Annotated in this window: 17 protein-coding genes; 2 read left to right on the forward strand and 15 right to left on the reverse strand. The window is 64.1% G+C overall.

Annotated elements, in window-relative coordinates; translation table 11 throughout:
- Window positions 1–56 precede the first annotated feature (56 nt).
- The 9 genes from CO676_RS12635 to CO676_RS12675 all read right to left on the reverse strand — a co-directional run bounded on the left by CO676_RS12635 (window position 57) and on the right by CO676_RS12675 (window position 9,974).
- Window positions 57–1,328, reverse strand: a complete 1,272-nt coding sequence (locus CO676_RS12635) for a glycerate kinase (protein WP_097521315.1) — start codon at window positions 1,326–1,328, stop codon at window positions 57–59.
- A gap of 4 nt (window positions 1,329–1,332) precedes the next feature.
- The gene (locus CO676_RS12640) at window positions 1,333–1,650 is read right to left on the reverse strand and encodes a Dabb family protein (protein WP_097521316.1); all 318 of its coding nucleotides are present in this window, start codon (window positions 1,648–1,650) and stop codon (window positions 1,333–1,335) included.
- Window positions 1,651–1,659: 9 nt separating this feature from the next.
- A complete protein-coding gene (locus CO676_RS12645; protein ID WP_097521317.1) occupies window positions 1,660–3,315 on the reverse strand; it encodes a GMC family oxidoreductase N-terminal domain-containing protein in 1,656 nt (551 codons plus the stop codon).
- A 92-nt stretch (window positions 3,316–3,407) separates the two neighbouring features.
- On the reverse strand, window positions 3,408–4,181 hold the full coding sequence (locus CO676_RS12650) for a 3-ketoacyl-ACP reductase (protein ID WP_014766426.1): 774 nt from the start codon (window positions 4,179–4,181) through the stop codon (window positions 3,408–3,410).
- Window positions 4,178–5,698, reverse strand: coding sequence for a GMC family oxidoreductase (locus CO676_RS12655; RefSeq protein WP_014766427.1), 1,521 nt, complete (start codon window positions 5,696–5,698; stop codon window positions 4,178–4,180). The genes CO676_RS12650 and CO676_RS12655 overlap by 4 nt, the downstream gene beginning before the upstream one ends.
- Complete coding sequence (locus tag CO676_RS12660) at window positions 5,695–6,807, reverse strand: ABC transporter ATP-binding protein (protein WP_014766428.1); 1,113 nt, start codon at window positions 6,805–6,807, stop codon at window positions 5,695–5,697. Before CO676_RS12660 ends, CO676_RS12655 begins: the two co-directional genes overlap by 4 nt.
- 4 nt (window positions 6,808–6,811) lie before the next feature.
- Window positions 6,812–7,693 (reverse strand): carbohydrate ABC transporter permease, encoded by an 882-nt coding sequence (locus CO676_RS12665; RefSeq protein ID WP_097521318.1) that lies wholly within the window; start codon window positions 7,691–7,693, stop codon window positions 6,812–6,814.
- Window positions 7,693–8,571: a sugar ABC transporter permease gene (locus tag CO676_RS12670; RefSeq protein ID WP_097521319.1), complete on the reverse strand. Its 879-nt coding sequence runs from the start codon at window positions 8,569–8,571 to the stop codon at window positions 7,693–7,695. The genes CO676_RS12665 and CO676_RS12670 overlap by 1 nt, the downstream gene beginning before the upstream one ends.
- Window positions 8,572–8,741: 170 nt before the next feature.
- Window positions 8,742–9,974, reverse strand: coding sequence for an ABC transporter substrate-binding protein (locus tag CO676_RS12675; RefSeq protein WP_245424308.1), 1,233 nt, complete (start codon window positions 9,972–9,974; stop codon window positions 8,742–8,744).
- A gap of 346 nt (window positions 9,975–10,320) precedes the next feature.
- On the opposite strand from CO676_RS12675, the gene CO676_RS12680 reads away from it, so the two are divergent.
- Window positions 10,321–11,370, forward strand: a complete 1,050-nt coding sequence (locus tag CO676_RS12680; protein ID WP_041414787.1) for a LacI family transcriptional regulator — start codon at window positions 10,321–10,323, stop codon at window positions 11,368–11,370.
- Window positions 11,371–11,483: 113 nt separating this feature from the next.
- On the opposite strand, the gene CO676_RS12685 is transcribed toward CO676_RS12680, so the two are convergent.
- Genes CO676_RS12685 through CO676_RS12705 form a run of 5 tightly spaced genes read right to left on the reverse strand, consistent with a single transcriptional unit; the run spans window position 11,484 to window position 17,430 of the window.
- Window positions 11,484–12,992, reverse strand: a complete 1,509-nt coding sequence (locus CO676_RS12685) for an aldehyde dehydrogenase family protein (protein ID WP_097521321.1) — start codon at window positions 12,990–12,992, stop codon at window positions 11,484–11,486.
- The gene (locus tag CO676_RS12690) at window positions 12,992–13,771 is read right to left on the reverse strand and encodes an enoyl-CoA hydratase/isomerase family protein (protein ID WP_097521322.1); all 780 of its coding nucleotides are present in this window, start codon (window positions 13,769–13,771) and stop codon (window positions 12,992–12,994) included. The genes CO676_RS12685 and CO676_RS12690 overlap by 1 nt, the downstream gene beginning before the upstream one ends.
- Complete coding sequence (locus CO676_RS12695; protein WP_097521323.1) at window positions 13,764–15,383, reverse strand: acyl CoA:acetate/3-ketoacid CoA transferase; 1,620 nt, start codon at window positions 15,381–15,383, stop codon at window positions 13,764–13,766. The genes CO676_RS12690 and CO676_RS12695 overlap by 8 nt, the downstream gene beginning before the upstream one ends.
- Window positions 15,384–15,388: 5 nt before the next feature.
- The gene (locus CO676_RS12700; RefSeq protein WP_014766436.1) at window positions 15,389–16,390 is read right to left on the reverse strand and encodes a Gfo/Idh/MocA family oxidoreductase; all 1,002 of its coding nucleotides are present in this window, start codon (window positions 16,388–16,390) and stop codon (window positions 15,389–15,391) included.
- Entirely contained in the window at window positions 16,387–17,430 is a 1,044-nt protein-coding gene (locus CO676_RS12705) for a LacI family DNA-binding transcriptional regulator (protein WP_014766437.1), read from the reverse strand. Before CO676_RS12705 ends, CO676_RS12700 begins: the two co-directional genes overlap by 4 nt.
- Before the next feature lie 315 nt (window positions 17,431–17,745).
- On the opposite strand from CO676_RS12705, the gene CO676_RS12710 reads away from it, so the two are divergent.
- Window positions 17,746–18,918, forward strand: a complete 1,173-nt coding sequence (locus CO676_RS12710) for a dihydrodipicolinate synthase family protein (protein WP_097521324.1) — start codon at window positions 17,746–17,748, stop codon at window positions 18,916–18,918.
- 104 nt (window positions 18,919–19,022) lie between these two features.
- Here the strand turns inward: CO676_RS12710 and CO676_RS12715 are convergent, their stop codons facing one another.
- Window positions 19,023–21,095, reverse strand: a complete 2,073-nt coding sequence (locus CO676_RS12715) for a M3 family metallopeptidase (RefSeq protein WP_097521325.1) — start codon at window positions 21,093–21,095, stop codon at window positions 19,023–19,025.
- Window positions 21,096–21,125 lie beyond the last annotated feature (30 nt).

A 21,125-nucleotide genomic window follows, 5' to 3' on the forward strand; every position in this document is an offset into this window, starting at 1 on the left:
CCCCCTTGTGGGGAGGGGTTGGGGAGGGGTCATATTCGCGCGGGTCCCCAGCCGGCTCACCGTATCAAAATCGCCCGGAAATCGTTGACATTCGTTCCGGTAGGCCCCGGCACGAAAAGGTCGCCGCTCGCCGCGAAGACCGACCAGGCGTCGTGGCGGGCGAGATGGGCGCGCGGATCGGCTCCCGCCGCCCGCATGCGGCCGACGCTTTTCCCATCGGCAAAGGCGCCGGCATTGTTCTCCGAGCCGTCGATGCCGTCCGTATCGGCGGCGAGCGCATCGATGCCGGTAACACCATCGATGTCGAGCGCCAGCGACAAGAGGAATTCGCTGTTCCGTCCGCCCTTGCCGTAATCCTTGCCGGAAATCGTCACCGTCGTCTCGCCACCGGAAAGCAGCACGATTGGCTTGGTAAACGGTCGGCCGCGCAACGCCACTTCGCGGGCAAGTGCCGCATGCATGCGGCCGATGTCGCGTGCCTCGCCCTCGATCGCGTCCGAGAGGATCATCGCCTCGATGCCGGACTCTCTGGCACGCGCGGCTGCAGCTTCCAGCGAGACGCTCGCCGAGGCGATCACATGAACTTCGTTGCCGGCAAAGACTGGATCATCGGGACTCGGGGCGCGTGCAGCATCGGAGGAGAGATGCGCCATCACCCGCTCGGGCAGGATCATTGCGTAGCGCGCAACGATCTCGCGCGCCTCCTCGAGGCTCGACAAGTCCGGCACCGTCGGACCGGAGGCGACAAAGGCAGGATTGTCGCCCGGAACGTCGGAGACGACGAGGCTGACGACGCGCGCTGGCGACGCAGCCAGCGCGAGCCGTCCGCCCTTGATGCGCGAGACGTGCTTGCGCACCATGTTCATCGCCGAGATCGGCGCGCCGGACGCAAGCAACGCCCTGTTGACGGCAATCTCGTCCTCGAGCGTCAGGCCATTTGGCGGCGCTGGCAGAAGTGCCGAGCCGCCGCCGGAAATCAGTGCCACCACGAGGTCGTCCTCCGTCAGCCCTTCGACCTGTTCGAGCAGTGCCGTGGAGGCGATAAGCCCTGCCTCGTCCGGCACCGGATGGGCCGATTGCAGCACCTTGATGCGCTCGCAGCTCTCGACCGGCCCATGGCGCGCGACAACGATGCCCTCGAGCGGTCCGTCCCAGAGCCGCTCGAAGGCGGCCGCCATCTGGCTTGCCGCCTTGCCGGCGCCGACGACGATCGTGCGGCCCTTCGGCCGCGCCGGCAGATGGGCACGGATAGCGGCTTCAGGGTCGGCCGCGATGACGGCAGCTTCGAAAAGGGAAGTCAGAAAGCGGCGCGGCTCAATCGGTACCATCGAATCAATCCGGGATTTCGAGATCGTAGACGAAGACACCTTGTACGCCGCCATCCGTCGCCGCAACGATTTTTCGACCAGTCTTTTGATGTTCCGGATCGCCGAGATAGGCGTCGCGCGCCTCGGCATCGGCAAAATCGACAATGAAGCCTTCGGCGTAGCCCTTGTCCATGCCTGCCTCCGGACTGATATTGGCGCCGACATGGATCGCCAGGAACCCCGAGAGGCGCTCCTTCAGGGCGGAAATCTCGGCGAAGATCGTCGCCTTTTCCGCCTCGCTCACCTCGGGGCGGAAGCGGATGAAAACGCAGTGGCGAATCATGTTTGCTCCTCAGCGAATATCGGCGCGGGCCCGCGGCCGCATGTCGTTGCGCTCGTGCTGGAACACCGCGGGCGGCAACGGTGGCAAGCCGCGGATGATATCCGCCCCCTTCTCGCCCATCATGATCGTCGGTCCGTTCGTATTGCAAGACGGCACCCGCGGCATCACCGAACTGTCGCAGACCCGCAAGCCCTCGAGGCCGCGAACCTTCAGGTCGAGGTCAACGACCGCCAAATGATCCGTGCCCATCTTGCAGGTACCGACCGGATGATGATCCGTCTTGGCATTGGCGCAGCCGTAGTCGAAGAGCTGCGCCTCGGTCTTGATATCCTTGCCCGGCAAACGTTCGGCCAGCACGAAGGGCTCGAGCGCCGGTTGTTGCATGATCTCGCGGGCGATCTGCAAGCCTTCGAGCGACATCTTTCGGTCATGCGGATCCTCCCAATAGTTGGGGTCGATCAGCGGCGCGGCGGCCGGATCGGCCGAGGAAAGCCTAACCGTGCCGCGCGAACGCGGATGCAGATAGGCTGAGTTGAGCGTGACGCCGGCATTCTTGAGCCGCGCGACGCCCGCCTCGATACCCGAGCCGAGGCCGAGATGGAACTGGATGTCCGGGGATCGGGCATTCGGGTCGGCATACCAGAAGCCGCCGGTCTCGAAGAGCGATGAGGCGACCGGGCCGGTGCGGAACAGCACGTATTGCAGCCCGGCCCAGAGCGTGCGGTGCAGCTTGGCGACATTGTCGTAGGTGTGGTCGCCGGTGCATTCGGCAATCACGAAAAGGTCGAGATGGTCCTGGAGATTGCCGCCAACGCCGGGAAGATCGTGGCGGACCTCGACGCCGACCGAGTGCAGGTGATCGGCCGGGCCGATGCCGGATTGCAGCAGCAGTTTCGGCGAACCGATGGCGCCGGAAGAGACTAGCACCTCCCGTTCGGCACGGATCGTTTCGCTGCCCTTGGCGGTCACAACCTCCACGCCAACCGCCCGCCTGGCCTCGAGGACGATGCGGGCGACGCGGGCGCCGGTGCGCACCGTCAGATTCTTGCGATCCTTGATCGGCGAAAGGTAAGCGAGCGAGGCAGACGAGCGCCGGCGGTTGCGCTGGGTCAGCTGGTAGAAGCCGACGCCCGCCTGCTGCTTGCCATTGAAGTCGTGATTGTAGGGAATGCCAAGCTCCTGGCCGGCGCGGATATAGGCATCGCAGATCGGCAAGGCCGAGACGGGCATCGAGACGCCGAGCGGCCCGCCATAGGAATGATAATCGTCGGCGAAACGCTGGTTGTCCTCGGCCCGCTTGAAATAGGGAAGCACGCTCCGATAGTCCCAGCCGGCGCAGCCGTCCTCGCTCGCCCAGAGGTCATAGTCGACGGCATTGCCGCGGGTGTAGAGCTGCGCGTTGATCGAGGAGCCGCCGCCGATCACCTTCGCCTGCGTATAGCGCAGCACCCTACCCCTCATATGCTTTTGCGGCACCGTCTGCCAGCCCCAGCTCGCCACGCCCTTGGTCATCTTGGCGAAGCCGGCCGGCATGTGGAACAGGGGGTTCCAATCGCCGCCGCCCGCCTCGAGCAGCAGCACCTTGACGGTCGGATCCTCGCTCAGCCGGTTGGCGAGCACGCAGCCGGCCGGGCCGGCACCGGTGATGATGTAGTCGAATGCCATTCTCCGTTTCCTCCACCGCCTCATTTGGAACGTTCCAAATACAAGGCGTAATAAATCCAACGGACGCCTCCGGCGAGGCAGTCCTTTCTGCTCTAAAGGCGGCTGATCGACAGGCCTCCGTCGGCCTGGATGACCGAGCCGGTGGCGAAGGCGAATTGGCCGTCGGCGAGGCCGGCGACGATATTGCCGATATCCTCGGGCTCGCCCCACCGCCGCACCGGCACCAGCCCGCCCGCAATCAGCGCATCGTATTTGCCCGAGACCGTGGCGGTCATATCGGAACGAATGATGCCGGGCCGCACCTCGAAGACCGAGATCCCGGTTTCGGCGAGCCTGAGCGCTAGGCCCTGGCTGAAGGCGGCAAGGCCTGCCTTGCTCATGCAGTAGTCGAGCCGTTCCGGCGAGGTCATCGCCGCCGAGACCGAGGTGATGTTGATGATCGAGCGCGGCGTGCTCGGCTTGATTGCGAGCATCGCCCTGACGACGGCTTGCGTGAAGAAGACGGTACCGCGCAGGTTGATGCCGACGATCGTATCGAAGTTTCCCGGCTTCAGGTCGAGGAAATCGCCGCGCACGACGGAAGCGATGCCGGCATTGTTGACGAGGCAGTCGATCCGGCCGAAAGCGGCGATCACCGCATCGACAGTCGCCTGATGGCCCGAAAGGTCCGCAACGTCGGCCCTCAGAAAGATGGCGCGCGCGCCCAGCGCGCCGAGATCCGCAATGACCGGCGCGACGCCTTCCGCATCGCCGATTCCGGTGATGGCGATGTCGAAGCCGCCCGCCGCCAGTGCACGGGCGATGCCGAGGCCAATGCCGCGACGGCCGCCGGTGATGATCGCGACGGGGCGCGCCTTGTCCGTCATGACCGAAGATCCTCTTTGGTGATGTGATCGGCGACACGCAGCGCCTGGGCCGCGACCGTCAGGGCCGGATTGACCGCGGCAGAGGTCGGCAGGAAGCCGGCATCGACGACGAAGAGATTGGGATGATCGAAGGCGCGGCAATAGACGTCGAGCGGCGCCAGCGCCGGATCGCTGCCGATCCGGACCGTGCCGCACTGGTGCGACGGCGTCCGCTTGTCGAAGGCGCGTGCCAGCACCACCGGAAAGCCGGCCTGCTTCAGCACCCGCTTCAGCTTGGCGACGAGCTGCAGATGCGCCTGCCAGTTGGTCCGCACCCATTTGAGCAGGATGCGCTCGCCGTCGACCATGACCCGGCTTTCCGGCGACGGCAGGTCCTCGCTCATGGCGTAGAAGTCGATGGCGCGGGAAGAAACCTGGCTCAGCAGCCATTCCGGCATCGACCGCATATTGGCCTTCAGGATCGCGCCGGAGACGCGGCCGAGGAGCTGGATATTGCCGAGCGGCGGCCCGCCCTCGCCGTCCGAGAGGTAGAAATCGTTGAGACCGAAGGTCTTCTGGTAGACGGAATCGTTGCGGTACCAGGGGCTGAGCGCAATCACCGCACTCGAATTGTGATTCATGAAATTGCGGCCGACCTGGTCGGACCGGTTGGCGAGTCCGGCCGGGTTGCGGTCACCGGCCGAGCGCAGCAGCAGCACGGCCGATTGCACGGCGCCGGCCGAGAGGATGACGAGCTTCGGCGAGACGCTGTGCTCGATGCCGTCCTTGACATAGTGCACGGAGGAAATCGTCTTCCCATCCGGCGCCGTCGCCAGTCGGGTGACGCGCGAACCGATCTGCAGCCGCACATTCGGATATTCGAGCGCCGCCGTCAGCGCCGCGGTTTCGGCATCCATCTTTCCGTCGAAGCTGTTCGGATGCGCATCCCACGGTGTCTTTCCTTTGGCGAGCCAGCGGTCGATATCGATCCCGAGCGGCAACGAATAGGGATGCATTCCGATCGCTGCCAGGCGCTTCCGCACCTTGGCGATTGCCGGCTCGTCCGGCACCGGCTTGTGCGGATAGTCGCTGGAGTGAGCCGGTTCGGTGGGGTCGTCACCGAGTTTGCCGCGCACCTGATAAAGCTCTTCCGCCTTGCCGTACCAGGGCTCGAGCTCCTCATAGGGAAACGGCCAGGCGGGCGACACGCCGTCGAGATGCCGCATCTCCTCGAAATCCTCGCGGCGGTATCGGGTGAGCACAGCGCCGTAGAATTTCGAGTTGCCGCCGACATTGTAATAGTTGCCGGGGTTGAAGCCGGCGCCGCCAGCCTCGTACCAGGTTTCCTTCGGCCGGAAATGGCCGCGCTGGAAGATCGCCCGCTGGTCGCGGTTGACCGGCAAGTCCTCAATATGGCCGCCGGCCTCGAGGATGAGGATCTCGGCGCCCGAAGCGGCAAGTCCCGCCGCAACGGTGGCGCCGCCTACTCCCGATCCGACGATGACGATATCCGGCTGGCTCTGCATGCTCTGGCTCATGCGATCCGCATCTGGCTCTCAGGGTCGAAGAACACCGCCTTGTCGAGATTGAAGGCGAGCCGCGACGTCTGGCCGGGCGCAATGCGGGCGTCGGCCCGGAGCCTTGCCACGATCTCCTTGCCGCCGAGCCGGGTGACCGCGAAGGTATCGGAGCCGGCCGGCTCGACCACCTCGATCAGGCAATCGCCCTCGGCGACGAACTTCGCATTGCGGTCGGCACCGTCCGGGTCGGTCAGCGCCTCCGGGCGGATGCCGAAGACGACGTCCCGGCCGGCATAGGCGGAGAGCGCGCCGTTATGCGGCACGGCAAGCCGCAAGGGCTCGGCATTCGGCCGCTCCAGCGTCACGGCGACGTCCCTGCCGGAGGTTTCGATACGGGCCTTCAACAGGTTCATCGCCGGCGATCCCATGAAGTCCGCAACGAACATATTGGCCGGATTGTTGTAGATCTCGGCCGGCGTGCCGAACTGCTGCAACACGCCATCCTTCAGGACGGCGATCTTGGTCGCGAGCGTCATCGCCTCGATCTGGTCGTGCGTCACATAGACGATCGTCGTCTTCATGCGATGGTGCAGGCGCTTGATTTCGGTGCGCATGTCGACGCGCAACTTGGCGTCAAGGTTCGACAGCGGCTCGTCGAAAAGGAAGAGCTTCGGGTCGCGCACAAGCGCCCGGCCCATGGCGACGCGCTGGCGCTGGCCGCCGGAAAGCTGGCCGGGCTTGCGCTCGAGCAGGTGGCCGATCTGCAGCATGTCGGCGACTTGGCGGATCGCCTTGTCGCGCTCCTCCTTCGGCACGCCGCGGATTTCCATGCCGAAGGCGATGTTTCCGGCGACCGTCATGTTCGGGTAGAGCGCATAGGACTGGAACACCATGGCGATATCGCGCTTCGACGGGTGGAGCCCCGACACCGAGCGGCCATCGATCGCGATGTCGCCAGAGGTAATCGGCTCCAGCCCGGCGATCGTGTTCAGGAGGGTCGACTTGCCGCAGCCGGACGGGCCGACGAGCACGAGGAAGCCACCCTGCTCGATCTCGATGTTGATGTCCTTCAGGATTTCGAGTGAGCCGTAGGATTTGCGCAGATTGCTGATTTTCAGGAATGACATGGGCTTATCCTTTCACGGCGCCGGACATCAGCCCGCGGACGAAGTAGCGGCCGGACACGATGTAGACGATGAGCGTTGGCAGGGCGGCGAGGATCGCGCCCGCGAAGTGGACGTTGTATTCCTTGACCCCCGTCGACGAGCTCACCAGATTGTTGAGCGCCACCGTCATCGGCGTCGAATAGGGGCCGGAGAACGAGGCGCCAAACAGGAAATCGTTCCAGATATTGGTGAACTGCCAGATGACCGAGACGACGATGATCGGCCCGGAGGACGGCAGCATGATCCGCAGGAAAATCTGGAAGAAGCTCGCCCCGTCGATCTGCGCGGCGCGCACCAGTTCGGTCGGGAACGCCTCGTAATAGTTGCGGAAATAGAGCGTCGTGAAGCCGATGCCATACACCACATGGACGAGGATCAACCCCCAGATCGACCCCGCAATGCCGAGAATCCCGAGGATGCGCGCCATCGGGATCAGCACGATCTGGAAGGGGATGAAGCAGGAGAGCAGCAGCATGCCGAAGAAGATGTTGGCCCCAGGGAAGCGCCACTTCGTCAGCACGTAGCCGTTCAGCGCGCCGATGATCGTCGAGATCGCGACGGCCGGAACGACCATCAGGATCGAATTGATGAAGAAGGGACGAAGACCGGTCGGCTGCACGCCGATCTGCGCGGTCGACCAGGCCGATAGCCAGGGCTCGATGGTCCAGGTCTGCGGCAGGTTGAGCATGCCGCCTTGGCGGATTTCATCGAGAGGCTTCAGCGAGTTGACCAACATCACGTAGAGCGGCAGCAGCGAATAGAACGCGAACAGGATCAGCGCCACGTGGATCAGCGCCCGGGTCAGGCGATTGTGCGAGATGACGTTCTCTGGACTGGGAGCGCCCATCAGCGTTTTCCTCCCCGGATTTCGGAATAGAGATAGGGAACGATGATCGAGAAGATCATCACCAGCATGATAATCGCCGACGAAGCACCGATCGCCATCTGGTTACGCGTGAAGGTGTAGGAATACATGAAGGTCGCCGGAAGCTCGGTCGCCTGCCCCGGCCCGCCGCCGGTCAAGGCGATGATCAGGTCGTAGGCCTTGATGGCGAGGTGGGCGAGGACGACGAAGGCCGACAGGAAGACCGGCCGCATCAGCGGAATGATGATCCGCCGGTAGATGGTCGGCGTGGTCGCCCCGTCGATCTGGGCGGCCTTGATGATCTCGTTGTCGACGCCGCGCAAGCCCGCCAGGAACATCGCCATGATGAAGCCGGTCGATTGCCAGACGGCGGCGATGACGACGCAATAGATCGCGTAGTTGCGGTCCTTGATCCAGTTGAAGGAGAAGCTCTCCCAGCCCCAGAGATGCATGGTGTTCTCGAGCCCGATACCGGGATCGAGGAACCACTTCCACGCCGTCCCCGTGACGATGAAGGAAAGCGCCATCGGATAGAGATAGATCGGCCTCAGAAAGCCTTCGGCGCGGATCTTCTGGTCGAGCAGGATCGCCAGCCCCAGACCAAGCACCGAGCAGATGACGATATAAAGCGTCGCGAAGATCGCCAGATTGCTGACCGCCCGCCACCAGTGCGGCAGGGCCCACAGCCTGCTGTAGTTCGAGAAACCGACGAAATTGTAGGACGGCAGCATCTTGCTGTCCGTCAGCGACAGGAAGCCCGTATAGACTATGAAGCCGTAGACGAACACCAGAACTATGAGAAAGCTGGGGGCGAGCACGAGCTTGGGCAAAAGCTCCTGCAGCCGGGTGCGGCTATCCATGTTTGTTACCACCGTATCGTTTCGTTTGGAGGGTCCTGCCCCTCATCCGCCTGCCGGCACCTTCTCCCCGCACTTGGGGGAGAAGACGCGTGCCGAAGCGCCTCCGTCCCCTCTCCCCGCGAGCGGGGAGAGGGGACGGGTGAGGGGCTTATCACCCCCTTTTCCGTCGCTTACTTCGCAGCCTCGACCGCCGCGGCGAGTTCCTTCACGGCCTCTTCCGAGCTGAGTTCGCCATTGAACTGACGGGTCACCACGTCATAGATGGCGTTCTTGACGGAAGCCGGGTTGGCATGGCCATGCGCCATGGAACCCATGAGCGTGCCGCTGGCATTGGCTTCGGCCAGATCCTTGATCCCCTTCTTACCGCAAGCGTCGAAGTCCGTGTCCGGAACGTCGGTGCGGGCCGGAACCGATCCCTTGACGACGTTGAAGGCCGACTGGAAGGTCGGGCTCTCGATCGCCGAGGCCATCTGCAATTGCGCTGGAACCTTCTCGTCGGAGACCTTGAACATAGCGAACTGGTCGGAGTTGAAGGTGACGGAGCCTTGCGTTCCCGGGAAGCGCATGCAGACGAAATCGGTGCCGGGCACCTTCTTCGCCTTCAGGAATTCACCCTTCGCCCAGTCGCCCATGAACTGCAGGCCGGCCTTGTTCTCGATGACCATGGCCGAGGCGAGGTTCCAGTCGCGGCCGGAGAAATTGTCGTCGACATAGGAGCGCAGCTTCGTCATTCGGTCGAAGGCTTCCTTCATCTTGTCGCCGCCGAGCGCTGCCGGGTCGAGATCGATGAAGGCCTGCTTGTAGAAGTCGTTGCCGAGCGAGAGAACGACGGCGTCGAAGATTGTCGCGTCCTGCCAGGGCTGGCCGCCGTGGGCGACCGGCGTGATGCCCTGCTCCTTGAACTTGTCGAGCAGCGCGATCAGCTCATCCCAGTTCGCCGGCTCCTTGCCGCCGGCCTTGTCGAGGGCGGCCTTGTTGATCCAGACCCAGTTGGTCGAGTGGACGTTGACCGGGGCAGCGATCCAGTGGCCGTCATATTTCGAGAATTGCTGCAGCGCCGTCGGAATGACCTTGTCCCAGCCTTCCTTGGCGGCAATGTCGTCAAGGTTGCCGAGCGCGCCTTCCTTGGCCCAGTCGAGAATGTCGAAGCCGAGCATCTGCACCGCCGTCGGCGCATTGCCGGAGGTGACGCGGGCGCGAAGCACCGTCATGGCTTCCGTGCCGCCGCCACCGGCAACCGGCATGTCGGTCCAGGTGATGCCCTTGCCTTCAAGATCCTTCTTCAGAACATCGAGTGCTGCCGCCTCGCCACCGGACGTCCACCAGTGCAGCACTTCCACGTTCTCTGCTGCGCGCGCGGCGGTCGCCGCCAACATCAGTGCTGCAACAGCCGTCGTCGTCATCAACTTGCGCATCGTTTTCCTCCCGTTTGCAAGTTACCGAGGCGGAAAGCTCCTCCCGCCTTTTAGAATTGCCACCCACTCCCGCGGGGCAGCTTGGGCTTGCGGCATGCGCCGCCCGCACAATTTAAAACGTTACAAATCACCACGAGTCAAGCGGACCACGCTTAGCCATACGCTTTGGCCCGAAACTGGCTGAATTTGCTGGATTATATGGTCCAAAGTCGATGCTGCAAGGCAGCATATCTCGTGTATCGAGGCCATTTAAAACGTTTGCATGATCCAATTGCCTATTGGTTTGCGTCACGTTACAAATGCCGCTCTCGAGCCCTCGCAGGAAAGCATCCTTTTGGCCGATCCTTCGAAACCCTTCCGCCCGGAAAGTGCCGCACGACGACGCGGCAAGCCAACCCTGCGCACCATCGCCGATATGACTGGATTGGCCGTGACCACGGTCTCGCGGGCGCTTGCCGACGCTCCGCAGATCTCGCTCGAAACGCGCCATCGCGTGCGCCAGGTGGCGCTCGACATCGGCTATGCGCCGGATCGCGCCGCGCAACGTCTGAAGACCGGGCGCACCAATGTGATCGCGGTGCTGCTCCAGCCGCATGAGGAGATCCTCGGCTACGGAACCTCCGTCATGGCTGGCATCGCCAAGGCGCTGCAGGGCACCGCCTATCACCTGATCGTCATGCCGAACTTCCTCGATTCCGCGAGTATCGAGGCGGTGAACTACATTATCCGCAACGGCATGGCCGACGGGCTGATCTTCTCGCGCACCGAACCGCTCGACCCGCGCGTCAAGCTTCTTTCGGAGACCGGCTTTCCCTTCGTCACCCATGGCCGCACCGAGCTTGCCACGGCCCATCCCTTCGTCGACTACGACAATTTCACCTTCGCCTATGAGGCGACGCGCCGACTGATCGCCAAGGGGAGACGCAAGCCGGCGCTGATCAGCGGTCCGGCCGGCTTCACCTTCACAAGCCACATCCTGCATGGTTTCATGACGGCGGTGCGCGAGGCGGGCTGCGCCTACGATATCCTCTCCGATATCGATCTCGACAGCCCGGCGGGCGCGATCCGCGATCGGATCCGCCGGCGCTACGCCGACAACGATCCGCCGGACGGCTTTGCCTGCGGCGGCGAAGTCTGCGCGCTGGCGACGATCACCGGCATGAGCGACTGCGGCCTGACCCTCGGCGTCGAGTACGACATCGTCGCCAAGCAGACCTCGCCTCTGCTCGGCGCCATCCAGCCGCGGGTCGACACGATCTACGAGGACCTGACCGAGACTGGCGAGCATATGGGGCGCATCCTTCTGCATCGCATCGGCGGCAGCACTGATACCGGCGAGTTGCAATTGCTGCTCGACCCCGAGCTTCGTTTCAAGTTGGGGTAGGCCGCCGGCGCGCGCAGCCGGAACCGAAAGGCGTGGAACCAGCCACCCCTTCCTCATCCTGTCTGCGGACATCGCCAACGAAACCATCTGCGAACAGCCTCCCCTTCCCGATCTCAGCGCGGCATCCACCAATTGGTGCGCTGGCCGATATGCATGTTGAGCGTCTTGGTCTCCGTATAGTCCTCCACCGCGTGCCGCCCGAGTTCGCGGCCGAGGCCCGACTGCCGGTATCCGCCGAAGGGCAGTTCCGAAGCGCCGTCCATGAAGGTGTTCATCCAGACGGTGCCGACGCGCACGCGCCGCCCGATCGTCAGACACGTATCGAAGTCGCGACTCCAGACACCGGCCGAGAGCCCGTAATCGATCGAATTGGCGATGCGGATCGCCTCCTCCGTCGTCTCGAAGGTCAGCACCGAGAGGACCGGTCCGAAAACCTCCTCGCGCGCTACCACCATGTCCGGCCGGACGGCCGAGAGAATGGTCGGCGCCATGAACTGGCCCATGCCGAGATCGAGCACCGCGCCGCCATGGCTGACGGCTGCGCCCTCGCCTGCGGCGGCGGATACATAGCCGGCGATCTTTTCGAGATGCTGCGGCGTGATGATTGCGCCGACCTGCGTCTCGGGATCGAGCGGATCGCCGACCTTGACCTTGGCAGAAAGCGCGGCGATGCGCGCAGTCACCTCTTCGGCAATGTCGCGATGCAGGATCAGCCGCGAGCCGGCATTGCAGCATTCGCCGGCATTGAAATAGGCGCCGAAGACGGCCGCATCGATGAATTCATCGAGATTGGCATCGGGAAAGACGATCTGCGGGTTCTTGCCGCCGAGTTCGAGCGACACCTTCTTCAGGGTCTGCGCCGCATTCGCCATGGTCAGCCGGCCGACGCCGGTCGAGCCGGTGAAGGAGATCATGTCGATATCCGGATGGCTGGTGAGCGGCGCGCCGACCTCCGGCCCCGTGCCGACGATGATGTTGACGACGCCTGCCGGCACGCCGGCCGACTCGAGGATTTCGCCAAGCACGAGCGTCGAGGCGGAGGTGAGTTCCGAGGGCTTGACCACCGTCGTGCAACCGGCGGCGAGCGCGAAGGGTAATTTCTGGCTGACGATCAGGAAGGGGAAGTTCCAGGGCGTGATGATCGAGACGACGCCGATCGCTTCGCGCAGCACGACACCAAGTGTACCCTCGCCGAGCGTGTTGTAGCTCTCGCCTGAAAGATCTCGGGCAAGTGCGGCCGCATAGCGCCAGATGTCGGCGGCGCCTGCCAACTCGCCTTTGGCCTGGCTGATCGGCTTGCCGGATTCGATCGCGTCGAGAAAGGCGAGCTCGTCGGCGCGCCCGGCAATCATGTCGGCGGCCCTAAGGAGGACCAGGGAGCGCTCGGACGCCGTCATGCGCGGCCAGGGGCCATCGTCAAAGGCACGCCGCGCCGCAGCGATGGCGCGCTCGGCATCGACCTTGGTCGCCGCCTGGTAACAGCTGACGACGACGCCGTGGCCCGGTGCCACGCGCTCGATCGTCCGGCCCTCGGTGCCCGCCACCCACTTGCCGTCGATCAGCATGCGGAATTCGCGGAGCTTGTCGTCGCCGAGCGGCTTCGGCCTCAGCAGTACCGTCATCACCATTCTCCCTTGAAGCGCGCTTGGCGCTTTTCGCTGAAGGCTGCCACGCCCTCCTTGAGATCGCCGGTCTTGGCGACCAGGAGCGAGCCCAGCGTCTCGACGGCAGCGCCGTTGTCCTCGCCATTCGCCGAAGCGATCATCAGTTTCGATATTTCGAGCGCCGCCGGCCCGCGGCTGGCAACGCGCGCGGCATAGTCCCGCGCCGCCGCCATGACCGTGCCGGTCTCGATCACCGCATCGACCAGCCCCTCGGCCTTTGCCTCCTCCGCGGAGAACATCTCACCGCCGAGCACCATGCGGCGGACGATCTGCGCGCCGAAACGCAAGACGAGGCGCTGCGTTCCGGACCAGCCGGGCACCATGCCGAGGCTTGTTTCGGGAAGGCCGATCTTCACCTGTTTCTCAGCTATGCGGATATCCGCGGCCGCCGCCAGTTCCAGGCCGCCACCGAATGCGGGGCCGTTCAAGGCGGCGATCACCGGCATGCGCAAGGTCGCCAGCCGCTCGAAGACGCGATGGCCGAAGCGCACCCAGTCATGGCCGAAAGCGGCGGGGTCCATGCCGCCCCAGGCCTTGATGTCGCCGCCGGCGGAAAAGGCCTTGCCCTCGCCGGTGAGAATCGCGACCCGCACATCGCGGTTCGCCTCGACCGTATCGCAGGCGGAAGCGAGCGCCTTCAGCATGTCGATGTCGAAGGCATTGAGCTTTTCCGGACGCGCCACCGTCATCGTCGCGACGGCACCATCGATCTCGACGCGGATGCGTTCGTCAGCCATGCGTGCCTCCAGTGATCTCACACCGCCGCTTGGCCGGCAGCTCGAGCCCAAACGGCGCCTCTTGGAACAGCACGGCATCCATGACCTTCAGCCTGTCGGAAACGATCAGCGGAAACTCCGACTGGTCGAGGACATGCGCCTGGAGATCGACGCCCGGCGCGATTTCGGTGAGCACGAGGCCCGCGGGCGTCAGCTTCATCGCCGCCCGCTCGGTGACATAGGTCACGTCCTGCCCCTGTTCGACCGCGCGGCGGCCCGAGAAGGTGACGTGCTCGACCTGGTCGACCAGCTTCTTGAGCTTGCCTTCCTTTTCGATGACGAGTTGGCCGTCGGCGACCGCAAGTTTCGCGCCGGCATTGAACATGCCGGAAAAGACGATCTTCCTTGCCCGCGCCGTGATATCGACAAAACCGCCGGCTCCGGCCGTCACATGCGGGCGAAAACTGAGCTTCGAGACGTTCACCGAGCCGCTGCGGTCGATCTCCAGGAAGGAGAGCAGCGATGCATCGAAACCGGCACCCTGGAAATAGGTGAACTGGTAGGGCGACGGCATGAAGGCATCCGCATTCGAGGCGCAGCCGAAGGCGAAGTCTAAGAGCGGCACGCCGCCGACCGCCCCCTGTTCGATCACCCAGGTGACAGCACCATGCAGCCCCTCTTCGATTAGGATACGCGGCACATTCGCCGAAATTCCAAAGCCGAGATTGACGGCGCTTCCCGCTTCGAGCTCCTGGGCGACGCGGCGGGCGATGACCTTCTGGATGTTGAATTCCGGGACGCGGAAACTGTCGAGCGGCCGGAAGATCTCGCCGGAGATCGCCGGATCGTAGAGCGTCTGTGTCGTCTGCTTCTGGTCGGGATCGACGATCAGATAGTCGACAAGGACACCCGGCACTCGCACGTCATGGGGCTTCAGCGAGCCCTCCTTGGCGATGCGCTTCACCTGAGCGATGACGATGCCGCCATTGTTGCGGGCAGCCAGCGCCTGGTCGAGCCCGCCAAGATAGGCGCCCTCGTGCTCGTAGGTGAGATTGCCGCGCTCGTCCGCTGTCGTGGCGCGGATGATCGCCACGTGAGGCGCGATCGCCTTGAAATACAGCCAATCCTCACCCTCGAAGGAAATCTTCTTCACGACCGGCTCGGCCGCTGCGACCGCATTCATCGCGCAGCCCTCGCGCGACGGGTCGGCGAAGGTGTCGAGCCCGACCTTGGTCATCACCCCCGGACGTTTTGCCGCCGCCTCGCGATGCATGTCGAAGAGAATGCCGGAGGGAATGTTGTAGGCCGCCACCTCGTTGGCACCGATCATCTGCCAGATCAGCGGCGGCTCGGCGCTCGACGGTCCGGAAGGATAGGAACCGCCGATGATCCTCTTCAGCAGACCCTTCCTGGCGATGTAGTCGACGCCCTTGATGCCGCTCATGTCGCCGGCGGCGATCGGATGCAGCGTCGTCAGCTCGCGCGGGTGGCCGGTCGCTTCGAAGCGCTCGCCAATCGCCTTCAGCATCAGGTCCGGGCAGCCGAGGCCGCTGGAGGATGAGACCGAGACGACGGCTCCGTCCGGTATCAGGGCAGCCGCTTGCGCCGGCGAAATATGCTTGCTGATAGACATGCGGTTCAAAGTCCCGGTTCGATCTGGGCGGCGATGCCGGTTGCCGCCGCCTTGACGACGGCGAGGCCGACGGCGAGCGACCAGACGCCATCCTCGCCAGTTGCGCCCGGCGATCCCTCGCCCGCGATCGCGGCATGGAAGGCGACGAGCGCCGTCTCATAGAGATTGCGGTGATCGAGCGGCAGTTCAGTTTCGCCGTCTTCGTTTCGCAAGGTCACGGTGCCGACCGGGCGCTGCGTCATGACATTGCGGCCGATCAGCGACCCGTCCGTGCCATGCACTTCGAGGCCGGTTTCGGCGTATTTTGTCGTGAAGGCGTCGTGGAACTGCGCGATCACACCGGAGCGGAAGCGCAACACCCCCATCACCCCGTCCTCGAGCCCCTCCTTGCCCATGCCGGCACTGTGGCTGATCGCCACCGCCTCGATCGGGTCGTCGTTAAGGATGAAGCGCAGCGTGTCCGCGTCGTGCACGGTAATGTCGAGAATGACGCCGCCGCCGGCGTCCGGCCTTTCGAGCCGCCAGCCCTGCAGATGCGGCGGCAGATAGACGGCGTGAAAGACCCGCGCCGCGATCGGCCTCCCGATCCGGCCGGCGGCGATCGCTTCCCGCATCGCCCGATGCGTGGCGGCATTGCGCAGATGATGGTTGGTGCCGAGCACGACGCCGGCCTCGCACGCGGCGAGCACCATTTCGCAGCCGTCATTCAAGTTCATCGCCAGCGGCTTCTCGCAGAGTACATGTTTGCCGGCGCGGATCGCCGCCAGCGCCTGATCGTGATGAAGCTCGTTGGTCGTCGAGATGTAAACCGCGTCCACATCGGCATCGCCGACGAGGTCGTCGATGCTGGTAACAGACTTGGCGATACCGTTTTCCGCCGCGTAAGTCTCACCGCGTTCCTGGCTCGAGCTCATCACCGAGATGACCTCGCCGCCGGCGGCGCGGATGGCGCCGATCACCCATTCGCGCGCAATCGTGCTCGCGCCGATCAATCCCCATCGGATCATGACGATATCTCCTTCACCCTGCGCTCGACGGTGCCGCCGCAGCTCTGGCGAACGACGAGCCGCACGGAGCTGACAATCGATTCGGGCTCCGCGCGCCCGGCCGCGATCTGCTTCAGAAGCAACTCCGCCGCGCGTTCGCCCATGCCCTGCGGGTCGACGGAAACCGTCGTGAGTGCCGGCACCGCGGTCTTCGCCTCGATCACGTCGTCGAAGCCGATCACCGCGAAATCGGCGCCCGGCTCTAGCCGCCGCGCCCTCAGCCCATCGCAAACGCCGAAGGCAACCGCGTCGTTGAAGCAGAGTGCGGCGGTCGGCCGCTCCTTCAACATCATCGCCTGCTCGATCGCCGTCACGCCGCCGGCGCGCGACGGCGCCGAACCGATGATCAGCTCGTCTGGGGCGGGCATGCCCGCGGCGTGCAGCGCATCGCGATAGCCGCACATGCGCGCCTCAAACACCGCGGTGTCGGGAAAGCCGCCTAGGAAGGCGATATGGCGATGGCCGCGCTCGATCAGATGACGGACGGCCGCCACAGCACCGGCGTGGTTGTCGGAAATCAACGACGAGACACCAGCTTCCGCAATGTCGCGCACGACGAGCACGACGGGAATGCCGCTGGCGACGAGGGACGCGAGATCGGACGCTTCCGTGCCGCGCGCCGGCGAAATGATCAGGCCGGAGACGCCGTGCTCGCGCATCGAGGCGATGACCTCGCGCTGGCGTTCGCTTTTTTCACCGGTATTGGCCAGGAACTGCACGAACCCGGCGGACTGCACCACCGCATCGACGCCGACGGCGAGCTCCGCGAAGAAGCTGTTCGTCAGGTCGTTGACGACGATGCCGATGATCTTCGACTTCGCCTGGCGCAGATTGGCGGCGCTACGATTGTAGACATAGCCAAGCTCGCGGATTGCGGCGTTCACCTTCGCCCGGGTCGTCTGGTTGACGAGCGCGCTTCCCTGCAGGACGAGCGACACGGTCGACTTCGACACGCCGGCGGCGCGCGCTATGTCGACGACCGTCACCCGCTCCTTCGCCATCGAACCCCCCGACCAGACCTTTTCATCTCTTGCATCCTTAATAATTGGAACGTTCCAATTTCGTCAAGAGGCTTCTGTTCACTTTTTTAAGGCCCGGCAGAGATTTTTCTCCGAGACAGTCGTGGCCGGAATGTCGCATGTATTTCCGACAATTAACTACGGACTTCCGGCTGAATCAGCCATAAGTGAGGAATTCCATGCCTTCGATGCGCATCGAACACATCATGTCCGGATCGGACCAATCGCAATTTCGATCTTGAAATTTGGAACGATCTAAATTATTCGATGCGACAAACCTGAGGAGGATGTACGCCGATGACCAGCCTGATGCTGCCGCGCCAAGACGGCTCACTCGAAGAATACCGGCTCCAGGGAACGCCGATCGCCCGGCCCGCTGCGATGCCGGCTTTCAACCGCATTGCCTATGCGGCCGCGCATGTGGTTTCCGATCCGCTTCGCGACGCCGATCCGTGGGGAAATCCGGCGGTCGATTGGGATGGGACGATGGCCTTTCGCCATCATCTGTGGAGCCTCGGCTTCAAGATCGCCGAGGCAATGGATACCGCCCAGCGCGGCATGGGACTGTCCTGGACGGGGGCGCAGGAACTGATCCGCCGCTCGCTCGCCGAGGCGCGAAGCGTTCCGGGTGCCGATCTCGCCTGCGGTGCCGGCACGGATCAGCTTCCGGCCGCCGAGGCGCGGTCGATCGAGGACGTCATCGCGGCTTACGAGGAGCAGATCGGTTTCGTCGAAGGGGAGGGCGGACGGGCGATCATGATGGCGAGCCGGGCGCTGGCCCGCGTAGCGCGCTCTGGTGATGACTACCGCCGCGTCTACGGCCACATCCTCCGCCAGACGAAGGACAAAGTCGTCCTCCATTGGCTCGGCGACATGTTCGACCCGCAGCTCACGGGCTATTGGGGCTCCGAGAATTTCGAAGAGGCGCTCGAAACCGTGCTGGCGATCATCGGCGAGAACAGCGCCAAGGTCGAAGGCATCAAGATTTCGCTGCTCGACAACGCCAAGGAAGTGGCGCTGCGCAATGGCCTGCCGGAAGGCGTGCTCTGCTTCACCGGCGACGACTTCAACTATGCGGAGCTGATCGAAGGCGACGGCGAAAAACACAGCCACGCCCTGCTCGGCATCTTCGACGCCGTCGCGCCCTCGGCCTCGAAGGCACTTGCGGCGCTTGCGGCCGGCGATCTTGCCACCTTCCGCGGTGTCATCGAGCCGACGGTGCCGCTGTCACGCAAGATCTTCGAGGCGCCGACGCAATACTACAAGGCCGGAGTCGTCTTTCTGGCCTGGCTGAACGGCCACCAGCGCCACTTCACCCAGCCGGTCGGGCTGCAGTCGGCGCGCGGCCTGCTGCATTATTCGGATATCTTCCGCCTCGCCGACCGGGCCAATGTTCTCGACAAGCCGGAGCTCGCGGCTGCGCGGATGCGCAACCTGCTCGCGGTGTTGGGAGTGGAGCAGGTGGCTTAGGAAGCAACAATCTTCGCCTTGTCTGCCCCTCATCCCGCTGCCGCGACCATCTCCCCGCGCGCGGGGAGATGGTGACGGGTGAGGGCAAATTCCACCCCGACGCTTCAGAGAACCGGCGCCGCCAGCCCCTTCTTCGCCAGCATCGCCTCGGGGCTCGGCAGTTTGCCGCGGAAGGCCTTGTAGGCGTCTTCCGGATCAATTGCGCCGCCGACGGAGTAGATATGGCCCTTGAGCTTGGCTGCCATCGCCGGATCGAAGGGATCGCCGGTCTCCTCAAAGGCGGCGAAGGCGTCGGCGTCGAGCACCTCCGACCACATGTAGGAATAGTAGCCGGCGGAATAGCCATCTCCCGAGAAGACGTGCAGGAAATGCGGACTGCGGTGGCGCATGACGATCGATGCCGGCAGGCCGATCTTCTCGAGCGTCGCGGCTTCCAGCGCTACGGGATCGCTGATGCTTTCGGCGGTATGGTAGGCCATGTCGACAAGTGCCGACGCGGTGAACTCGACGGTGGCGAAGCCGGAATTGAAGGTCCTGGCCGCCAGCACCTTGTCGAGCAGCGCCTGCGGCATCGGCTCGCCGGTCCGGTAGTGCACGGCATATGTCTTCAGGATCTCCGGCACCGTCAGCCAGTGTTCGTAGAGCTGCGACGGCAGTTCGACGAAATCGCGTGAAACGCCCGTACCCGATACCGAGGGATAGGTGACATTAGAGAGCATCCCGTGCAAGGCATGGCCGAACTCGTGGAAGAGGGTACGGGCATCGTCGATGGAGAGCAGCGCGGGCTTGCCATCGGCGGGCTTTGCGAAATTGCAGACATTGTAGACGATCGGGATTTCGCCGAACGCACCGTTCTTCAGTTTCAGCTTGTGCTGCGACTGGAACGAGCTCATCCAGGCGCCGGAGCGCTTCGAGGAGCGGGCGAAATAGTCGCCGAGAAAGACTGCCAAGAGCTTGCCGGTCGCGTCGCGGATTTCGAAGACGCGCACATCGGGATGGTAGGCGGCGATCCCCTTCCTTTCCGTTGCCGTGATGCCGAAGAGGCGGCGGGCGACGTCGAAGCAGGCGTCGATGATCTTTTCGAGTTGCAGATAGGGCTTCAGCTCGCTCTCCGAGAAACTGAACTTTTCTGCCCTCAGCTTTTCGGCATAGTGGCGCCAGTCCCAGGGCATGACATCATGGTTACGGCCTTCGGCGGCGATCAGCTTGGCCAGATCCGCCTCCTCCTCGCGGGCGCGCGCCACTGCTTTTTCCCAGACTTGCAGCAAAAGGCCGTTCACCGCCTCGGGCGTCTTCGCCATCGTGTCGTCTAGCTTCAGCGCCGCATAATTCTCGTAGCCGAGCAGCTTTGCCTTCTCGTCCCGGAGCGAGAGCGTCTCGGCGATAATGCCGCGATTGTCGGTCTCGCCGCCGTTTTCGCCGCGCGCCGTCCAGGCCCGGAAGGCCTGTTCACGGAGTTCACGGTTCTCCGAGAAGGTCAGGAAGGGCTCGATGATCGAGCGCGACAGCGTTACGGCATATTTGCCGTCGTCGCCCCGATCGCGCGCGGCAGCCGCCATTGCGTCCTTCAGGAAATCCGGCAGCCCGGCCAATTCCTCTTCGCTCGACAGCAGCAGCACCCAGTTCTTCTCGTCGGCAAGCACGTTCTGTCCAAACTTCGCGCCGAGCCCGGCGAGCGTCTCGTTGATCCCTGCCAGACGCTCCTGCTCAGGCTTGGCAAGTTTGGCGCCGGATTTGACGAAACCCTTCCAATGCCGCTCAAGCACCCGCGTCGCCTCGAGATCGAGTTCGAGCTCGTTCCGCTTCTCCCACAGCGTGTCGATGCGACTGAAGAGTGCCGCGTTCGTGCCGATCTTCGAATAGTGGCGCGACATCTTCGGTGCAATGTCGCGCTCCAGCGCCTGGATGACCTCGTTGGTGTGGGCGCCCGCCTTGGTCCAGAACAGCGCCGAAATGCGCGACAGCTCGTCTCCGGCAATTTCCAGCGCGACGACGGTGTTCTCGAAGCTCGGCGGCTCCGGATTCTCGGCGATCGCGTCGATCTCCACCTCGTGACTCGCGAAGGCCGCATCGAAGGCGGGGGCGAAGTCCTCATCCTTAATCGCCTCGAAGCGAGGCAGGCCCTCATGGCCGGTCCAATTTGTGAGCGCAGGGTTCAGCGAAGCGTTGACGGTCATGAGATTCCTTTCGCATGCGGATACCGCCGG

The sequence above is a fragment of the Sinorhizobium sp. BJ1 genome (genome assembly GCF_002531555.1).
GTDB lineage: Bacteria > Pseudomonadota > Alphaproteobacteria > Rhizobiales > Rhizobiaceae > Sinorhizobium > Sinorhizobium fredii_B.